Origin of the sequence: Sphingomonas sp., from assembly GCF_023266535.1 — a bacterium.
Classification (GTDB): domain Bacteria; phylum Pseudomonadota; class Alphaproteobacteria; order Sphingomonadales; family Sphingomonadaceae; genus Sphingomicrobium.
On record NZ_JAHFPY010000031.1, the window covers coordinates 20206 to 28056 of the forward strand.

General features: G+C 64.4%; 7 protein-coding genes and 1 pseudogene. 6 read left to right on the forward strand and 2 right to left on the reverse strand.

Annotated elements, in window-relative coordinates; translation table 11 throughout:
- Positions 1-47 precede the first annotated feature (47 nt).
- From Q0C64_RS06525 to Q0C64_RS06535, 3 genes are read left to right on the forward strand one after another with little or no spacing between them, the layout of a single operon-like run.
- Positions 48-2669 (forward strand): PBP1A family penicillin-binding protein, encoded by a 2622-nt coding sequence (locus Q0C64_RS06525; protein ID WP_294121740.1) that lies wholly within the window; start codon positions 48-50, stop codon positions 2667-2669.
- Between the two features lie 33 nt (positions 2670-2702).
- Positions 2703-3830 carry a peptide chain release factor 2 gene (prfB, locus tag Q0C64_RS06530; protein ID WP_294121743.1) on the forward strand — a complete coding sequence of 376 codons (1128 nt, stop codon included), beginning with the start codon at positions 2703-2705 and terminating at the stop codon, positions 3828-3830.
- Positions 3820-4515: a methyltransferase domain-containing protein gene (locus tag Q0C64_RS06535; RefSeq protein WP_294121746.1), complete on the forward strand. Its 696-nt coding sequence runs from the start codon at positions 3820-3822 to the stop codon at positions 4513-4515. Before prfB ends, Q0C64_RS06535 begins: the two co-directional genes overlap by 11 nt.
- Here the strand turns inward: Q0C64_RS06535 and Q0C64_RS06540 are convergent.
- Positions 4512-4910 (reverse strand): JAB domain-containing protein, encoded by a 399-nt coding sequence (locus Q0C64_RS06540; RefSeq protein WP_294121747.1) that lies wholly within the window; start codon positions 4908-4910, stop codon positions 4512-4514. The genes Q0C64_RS06535 and Q0C64_RS06540 overlap by 4 nt on opposite strands.
- A gap of 117 nt (positions 4911-5027) precedes the next feature.
- Here Q0C64_RS06540 and Q0C64_RS06545 point away from each other — a divergent pair, with 117 nt between their 5' ends.
- From Q0C64_RS06545 to Q0C64_RS06555, 3 genes are all read left to right on the forward strand, one after another.
- The gene (locus Q0C64_RS06545) at positions 5028-5822 is read left to right on the forward strand and encodes a thymidylate synthase (RefSeq protein WP_294121750.1); all 795 of its coding nucleotides are present in this window, start codon (positions 5028-5030) and stop codon (positions 5820-5822) included.
- A gap of 76 nt (positions 5823-5898) precedes the next feature.
- A complete protein-coding gene (locus tag Q0C64_RS06550; RefSeq protein ID WP_294121753.1) occupies positions 5899-6039 on the forward strand; it encodes an entericidin EcnA/B family protein in 141 nt (46 codons plus the stop codon).
- A 67-nt stretch (positions 6040-6106) separates the two neighbouring features.
- Positions 6107-6247, forward strand: a complete 141-nt coding sequence (locus Q0C64_RS06555) for an entericidin EcnA/B family protein (RefSeq protein WP_294121755.1) — start codon at positions 6107-6109, stop codon at positions 6245-6247.
- Positions 6248-6321: 74 nt separating this feature from the next.
- On the opposite strand, the pseudogene Q0C64_RS06560 reads toward Q0C64_RS06555, so the two are convergent.
- Positions 6322-7851, reverse strand: a pseudogene (locus tag Q0C64_RS06560) (DNA-directed RNA polymerase subunit beta'); the annotation flags it as partial.

Below are 7851 nucleotides of genomic sequence, written 5' to 3' on the forward strand. Positions count from 1 at the left end.
AGAGCGGGTTTCGCGGCCCATCGGAAGCGGCTAGACAAGCGCCGACAATGAAGCTCCCCACCATCCAGATCCCTGAAATCAAGATCCCCGAGATCAACATCCCCTGGATCAAGATTCCCAATTTGGTGGTCTTCAACCATCGGGTCCATCAATGGATCGACCCCTGGTTCGAGAACGTATGGGTGCGCCGCCTGACCATAGGCGGAGTCGCCGGCCTGCTGTTCGGGGCATTGGTATTCGTCTATTTCGCGACCGGACTGCCGACGTCGGAGAAATTGCTGGCCTACCAGCCACCGTTGCCGACCAATGTCCGCGGCTATGACGGCAATCCGGTGCAGACCTTCGCCCGGGAGCGGCGGGTCGAGTTCTCTTATGACGAATATCCGCCGCTGGTCGTCCACGCCTTCATCTCAGCCGAGGACAAGACCTTTTTCAGCCATGGCGGCATCGATTATCCCGGCTTGGTCGGCGCGGTGTTCGACTATACGACCAAGTCGGTCACCGGCGGGCGAGCCAAAGGCGGGTCGACCATCACCCAGCAGGTCGCCAAATATCTGCTGCAGGACGACACCTATGCGGTGAGCCGCAAGATCCGCGAGGCGATCCTGGCCTTCCGGCTGGAAGACACGCTGTCGAAGCCGCAGATATTGGAGCTCTACCTCAATTCGATCTTCCTCGGCCGCAACGCCTATGGCGTGCAGGCCGCCAGCCGCGCCTATTTCGACAAGGATGTCGGCGACCTGACGCTGCCCGAGGCGGCCTATCTGGCCGTCTTGCCCAAGGCGCCGAGCAATTATGACCCTGTGCGCGCCACCGCCAAGGCGCTTGCCCGGCGCAACTATGTGCTCAACGAGATGGCCAGCAACGGCTACATCACCGAGGCGCAGCGCGCCGCCGCGGCGGCAACCCCGCTCGGCACGATCCGCTACGGCAGCAGCGCCAAATTCCGCGACCAGGGCGGCTATTTCATGGAAGAGGTCCGCCGCGACCTGATCAAGCGCTTCGGCGAACAGGCCGATGACGGTCCCAACAGCGTCTACGCCGGCGGCCTGTGGGTCCGCACCTCGATGGTGCCGAAGATGCAGGACGCCGCCGCCGACGCACTGCGCGAAGGCCTGGCTCGATTTGACGGTGGCCGTGGCTGGCGCGACACCGGCCTCAGCGTCGACGTCAATGGCGACTGGCAGACCCAGCTTCGGGTCGCCGCGCTGGGCACCGGCTTCCCCGACTGGAAAAAAGCAGTGGTGCTCGACAAGGCAGGCACCAGCGCGCGGATCGGCTTTCCCGACGGCTCGACTGGTTACCTTCCCGCTTCGAACGCGGTGCAGCCGGTGCGGGGCGTGGGCGACACGGCGTTCGGTGCGCTCCGTCCAGGCATGATCATCATCGTCAAGCAAGAAGGGCCGGGCAGCTATGCGCTCCGCTCGATCCCGGAGATCGGCGGCGGATTCCTCGTCGAGGAAGTGCATACCGGCCGGGTGATGGCGATGCAGGGCGGGTTCGACGTGATCGGATCGTCTTACAACCGCGCCACACAGGCGCTTCGGCAGCCGGGATCGGCGTTCAAGCCGGTTGTCTATGTCACCGCACTGGAAAACGGCATGACCCCGGCCTCGATCATCGTCGATGCGCCGTTCTGCGTCTGGCAGGGTGCCGGGCTGGGGAACAAATGCTTCCGCAACTTCGATGGCAAATATAGCGGGCCGAAGACGATGCGCTGGGGCGTCGAGCAGTCGCGCAACCTGATGACCGTCCGCGCCGCGTCCGAGACCGGCATGGACAAGGTTGTCGCCAATGCCGCCAAGCTGGGGGTCGGCAAATACGACCACTATCTGTCGATCGCGCTGGGCGCGGGCGACACCACCGTCCAGCGGCTGGTCAACGCCTATGCGATCCTCGCTAATGGCGGCCGCTCGGTCACGCCGACGCTGGTCGACTATGTCCAGGACCGCAACGGCAAGGTCATCTATCGGACCGACAACCGCTGCCAGGTGATGGAAGAGGATAATGGCGGGGCCTGCAACGGCGCCGACTGGGACGGCAAGGCGATGCCGCGCCCGCCGTCGCGCTCACGGCAATTGCTCGATGCCCAGGCCTCCTACCAGATGGTCCACATCATGGAGGGCGTGATCGAGCGCGGCACCGCAACGGTGCTGCGCGATCTTGACCGGCCAATGTTTGGCAAGACGGGCACGACGTCCGGCCCAACCAACGTCTGGTTCATCGGCGGGACGCCCGAAATCGTCGGCGGTGTCTACCTCGGCTATGATCAGCCGCGGCCGATGGGACATGGCGCCCAGGGCGGGCGCATCGCCGCTCCAGTGTTCAAGCAGTTCGCCGAGGTGGCGTTTGCTGGCATGCCGAAGATTCCGTTCGTTGCGCCGCCGGGCATCCGCATGGTCAGGATCGACCGGGTGACCGGCAAGCGGGTGTTCGGCAGCTTCCCGACCGAGGTCGATCCCAAGTCGCAGGTCATCTGGGAGGCGTTCCAGCCCGAGACCGAGCCTCGCCGTTCCTTCCGCCGCAGCGTCGAACTGGCCAAGGCGCAGGAGGATGGAGTAACGGCGCAGCAGGCAGCGTCACCGACCTCCCGACGCGAGCGACCGAACCAGCCAAGGGCGCCGGCCGACAGCGGCGAATTCTTGCAAAGGCAGGGCGGCATCTACTAGGCGGGCGGCGAGCCCGTTTAGAAAGTCATTTCCATGCGCGCCGAAGCGCAAGCCCATATCGATCAGATCAATGCCGCCACCGCGCTGCTTCGCCGGTTCCTCGACTGGGACAAGGCCAACCGGCGCCTGGGCGAGCTCAACGACAAGGTCGAGGACCCGACGCTGTGGGACGATCCCAAGGCGGCGCAGGAAGTGATGCGCGAGCGGCGCCGGCTTGAAGAGGCGATCGGCGCCACCCAGAAGATCGAGACCGAGCTCCAGGATACGGTCGAGTTGATCGAGATGGCCGAGGCCGAGGGCGATGATTCGCTGGTGGACGACGGCGTGCGGTCACTGGGCGAACTCGCCGAGCGGGCCGAGAAGGACAAAGTCGCGGCGCTGCTGGCGGGCGAGGCCGATGCCAACAACAGCTATATCGAGATCAATGCCGGCGCCGGCGGCACCGAGAGCAACGATTGGGCGGGGATGCTGCAGCGCATGTACACGCGCTGGGCCGAGCGCCACCGAATGAAGGTCGAGCTGGTCGACCATCATGCCGGCGAACAGGCCGGGATCAAGTCGGCGACGCTGCTGATCCGCGGTGAGAATGCCTATGGCAACCTCAAAGTTGAAGGCGGGGTTCACCGGCTGGTGCGGATCAGCCCCTACGACAGTTCGGCGCGGCGCCACACCAGCTTCGCATCGGTCTGGGTCTATCCGGAAGTCGACGACGACATCGATATCGGAATCAATGAATCCGAGCTGCGCATCGATACCTATCGTGCGTCGGGCGCCGGCGGGCAGCACATCAACACCACTGACAGCGCGGTCCGCATCACGCACATCCCGACCGGGATCGTTGTCGCCTGCCAGAACGAACGATCGCAGCACAAAAACCGGGCCCAGGCCTACAAGCAGCTGAAGGCCCGCCTGTACGAGGCCGAGTTGCAGAAGCGCGAGGCCGAGGCCGACGTTGCCAACGCCGCCAAGACCGATATCGGCTGGGGGCACCAGATTCGCAGCTATGTGCTGCAGCCCTACCAGCTGGTGAAGGACCTGCGCACCGGTGTCACCTCGACCGCGCCGTCGGACGTGCTCGATGGCGACCTCGACCGGTTCATGGCTGCGGCCCTGTCGCAGCGGGTGACCGGCGAGAAAGTGGACGTCGAGGATGTCGACTAGAGCGTCAGCTCTCCTCCTCTTGCTCTGCCTCGCGGCTTGCCGAGCCGAACCCCATGCCGCGCGCGTCTTTCCTGCCGCAGGCCGTGATGTCGCGCCGATCGTCGGTGACAGCTTCTCGACCGAGGACGCCCGTGACCGGGCCGGGGAGGCTGAAGAGGTGATGCGCCTGGCCGGGGTGGCTCGCGGCATGTCGGTGGCCGACGTCGGTGCCGGGGAAGGCTATTATACGGTGCGCTTGGCACCGCTGGTCGGTCCACGCGGCCGGGTCCTGGCCGAGGACATCATCGGCGAGACCCGCGACCGGCTGGCCCAGCGGGTCGAGCGGGACAATCTCGACAATGTCGCGGTGCGATTGGGCCAACCCGCCAACCCCTTGCTGCCGCCGGGATCGTTCGACCGGATCTTCCTGGTCCACGTCTATCATGAAGTGACCGAGCCGTACGAATTCCTGTGGCATTTGCGCGACGGGCTCAAGCCGGATGGGCTGGTGGTCGTCGTCGATGCCGACCGGCCGGTGAAGCGCCATGGCATGCCACCCAAGCAATTGGCCTGCGAGCTGGAGGCGCTTGGTCTCCAACCGGTCCAGAGCCATCGTCTCGTCGGCAGCGATGCCTATTATATGTCGTTCAGGATCGCCGCCGCGCGTCCGGAGCCGAGCGCGATCAAACCCTGCGCGAAGCGCTAGAGTAGCCCCATCCGCCGCATGCTGCAGCACTGGCTCTCGGCGAAGATCAGGTGATCGAGCACCGCGAGGTCGATCGCCTCGCCGGCCCGCGCCAGCTTGCGCGTGGCGTGATAGTCGGCATCGCTCGGCCTGGCATCACCGCTGGGATGGTTGTGGGCGATGATGACCCCCGCGCTGCCGAGGCGGAGCGCATCGGCGACAATATCGCGCACCGGCAGGGCCACCGAGGCCGGATCCCCAGCATATTGTTCGAGGTGAAGGCAGCGCGTGGCGCCGTCGACATTGGCCACCAATAGCTGTTCGCTCGATTGATCGTCGAAGCTGGAGACAAAGAAGCGGCGCGCGGCCTCATGGCCATTGAGGAGCGCAGGCGATTCGGCACGCTGATACCGCATGGCGTTGAAGCTATGGGAAGCGGTGAATGCGGCCTAAGCCAACTTGGTCCAAGGCGGAGGCAATTCTGGCCTTCAAAGGATGCTGGACGCGGCTTTGCGGAAGGCTAGGGTAGGGCCATGCGCCAATATCTCGACCTGATGCAGCAGATCCTCGACCAAGGCGTCGAGCAGATGGACCGCACCGGTACCGGCACGCTATCGCTGTTCGGCGGGCAGATGCGGTTCGACCTTGCCGACGGGTTCCCGCTGCTGACGACGAAAAAGCTCCATTTGCGATCAATCATCGTCGAATTGCTGTGGTTCCTGCGTGGCGACACCAACATCCGTTGGCTGCAGGAGCGCAACGTCAGCATCTGGAACGAATGGGCCGACGATGCGGGCGATCTCGGACCGGTCTATGGCAAGCAATGGCGCAACTGGGAGACCGCCGACGGCCGCCACGTCGACCAGATTCGCAATCTTATCGATCTGATCCAGCGTGATCCCGGTTCTCGGCGGCAGATCGTCACCGCCTGGAACCCGGGCGAAATCGAGCGAATGGCGCTGGCCCCCTGCCATTGCCTGTTCCAGACTCAGGTGGCCGCAGGCCGGCTGAACCTGCAACTCTACCAGCGCAGCGCCGACTTCTTCCTTGGTGTGCCGTTCAACATCGCCAGCTATGCATTGCTGACCCATATGCTGGCGCGCGAATGCGGGCTGGAGCCGGGGGTGTTCGTGTGGACCGGCGGCGACGTTCATCTCTATTCCAATCACCTCGAGCAGGCGCGGCTGCAGCTGGCCCGCGAACCGCGTGCGCTCCCACAGCTAGTGATGAAGGATCGGGGACAGTCGATCTTCGATTTTGAAGCCGATGACTTCGCGTTCGAGGCTTATGACCCGCACCCGCACATTGCGGCGCCCGTCGCCGTGTAGAAACATTTCGCCTGCGTGATGGCACCTATTGCCAGCTTGTCGCGTTCATTCAGCCGGAAGACAGAAGGAGATGACCATGCTTCGTAAGTTAGTGACCATGGCCGTAATCGGCGGCTGCATTGCTGTTGCCGCTTGCAACACGGTTCGCGGGGCGGGCGACGATGTGAAGTCGGCTGCAAACTGCACCGAAAATGCCATCAACGGCGGGAAGTGTTGATCCGGCCTGCTGGACAAGCAGAGTCGCCAAGGTCATGGTCGTTACGCCAATACAAGGAGTTTCGACCATGGTTCGTAAAGTGATGACGTTGCTGGTTATCGGTGGGTCGCTCGCGGTCGCCGCCTGCAACACCGTCCGCGGCGCTGGCGACGACGTCAAGTCGGCCGCCAACTGCACCGAGAATGCCATTCACGGCGGCAACTGCTAAACAGCCGAAGCCGCTAAAAAAGAAGCCCCGCCGGATCGCTCCGGCGGGGCTTTTTTGTGGCGTTAGCCGAACGATCAGTCGTTCAGATATTCACCCGCATCGGCGTCGCTGCCGCTGCCCGATGGAGTGACGGAAGCCAGCGGATCCGAGTTGGTCGCCGCTTCCGGCCCCTGGGCCAGTTCGGCGGCATGCTCCTGGGCAGCCGTTTCCGGCGCGATCAGCGCTTCCTGCAGCTTGCGCTGCTGGGCGCGGAGCGCGGCGTCGCGGCTGGTGGCAGCGATGCGCATCCGGTTCATGCCGGCGCCGGTACCCGCCGGGATCAGGCGGCCGACGATGACATTCTCCTTAAGGCCAATCAGCGTGTCGACCTTGCCCTGCACTGACGCTTCGGTCAGCACGCGGGTGGTCTCCTGGAACGAGGCCGCCGAGATGAAGCTGCGGGTCTGCAGGCTCGCCTTGGTGATGCCGAGCAGCACCGGCTTGCCTTCGGCATGCTTCTGCTTCTTTTCCAGCTTGGCGTTGATCTCGTCCATTTCCTCGCGGTCGACCTGCTCGCCGGCCAGAAGGGTGGTGTCGCCGCCGTCGGTGATCTCGACCTTCTGCAGCATCTGGCGAACGATCACCTCGATGTGCTTGTCGTTGATCTTCACGCCCTGCAATCGATAGACTTCCTGGATCTCGCTGACGAGATATTCGGCCAGCGCTTCCACGCCGAGCACTTCCAGGATGTCATGCGGATCGGGCGAGCCGCCGACGAGGTTGTCGCCGCGCTTGACGTAATCGCCTTCCTGCACGTCGATGACCTTGGACTTCGGCACCAGATACTCGACCGGATCTGACCCGTCGTCGGGGATGATCGCGATCTTGCGCTTGGCCTTATAGTCCTTCTTGAAGCTGACCTTGCCCGAAACCTTGGCAATGATCGCATTCTCCTTGGGCTTGCGGGCCTCGAACAGCTCCGCCACCCGCGGCAGACCGCCGGTGATGTCGCGGGTCCGGGCCGCCTCGCGCGGCATACGGGCCAGCACTTCGCCGGCTTCGACCGTCTGGCCGTCCTCGACCGCGATTACCGCGCCCGGGGCGAGGCGATAGACGCCGGCCTCGTCGTTGCCCTTGCCCATCAGGGTCAGGCGCGGACGAAGATCTTCCTTCTTCGACTTGGCAAGATCGTCGATCACCGCGCGCTGCGAGATTCCGGTCGATTCGTCGGTCTGCTCGACCAGCGTGCGGTTCTCGATCAGGTCCTGGAACTTGACCGTGCCGGCGCGCTCGGTGATTACCGGGCTGAACGACGGATCCCATTCGGCGATGCGGTCGCCGCGGCTGACGATGTGGCCATTGTCCACCATCAGGTGCGCTCCGTACGGGATACGGTGCGTGCTGAGCTCCCGGCCGTCCATGTCGAGGATGGCGATTTCACCCGACCGCGACAGCGACAGGTGACGGCCGCGCGGATCGGTGATCGTCGGCATGTCGCGCAGCTCGATGGTGCCGTCGACCGGCGCCTCGAGGTTCGACACTTCGTTGAGCTGGGCCGCGCCCCCGATGTGGAAGGTCCGCATCGTCAGCTGGGTACCCGGCTCGCCGATTGACTGGGCGGCAAT

Coding starts and splice junctions, on each gene's coding strand:
- Q0C64_RS06550 (WP_294121753.1), top strand. CDS start 5,899: ATGCTTCGTAAGTTAGTGACCATGGCCGTAATCGGCGGCTGCATTGCT.
- prfB (WP_294121743.1), top strand. CDS start 2,703: ATGCGCGCCGAAGCGCAAGCCCATATCGATCAGATCAATGCCGCCACC.
- Q0C64_RS06555 (WP_294121755.1), top strand. CDS start 6,107: ATGGTTCGTAAAGTGATGACGTTGCTGGTTATCGGTGGGTCGCTCGCG.
- Q0C64_RS06525 (WP_294121740.1), top strand. CDS start 48: ATGAAGCTCCCCACCATCCAGATCCCTGAAATCAAGATCCCCGAGATC.
- Q0C64_RS06535 (WP_294121746.1), top strand. CDS start 3,820: ATGTCGACTAGAGCGTCAGCTCTCCTCCTCTTGCTCTGCCTCGCGGCT.
- Q0C64_RS06545 (WP_294121750.1), top strand. CDS start 5,028: ATGCGCCAATATCTCGACCTGATGCAGCAGATCCTCGACCAAGGCGTC.
- Q0C64_RS06540 (WP_294121747.1), bottom strand. CDS start 4,910: ATGCGGTATCAGCGTGCCGAATCGCCTGCGCTCCTCAATGGCCATGAG.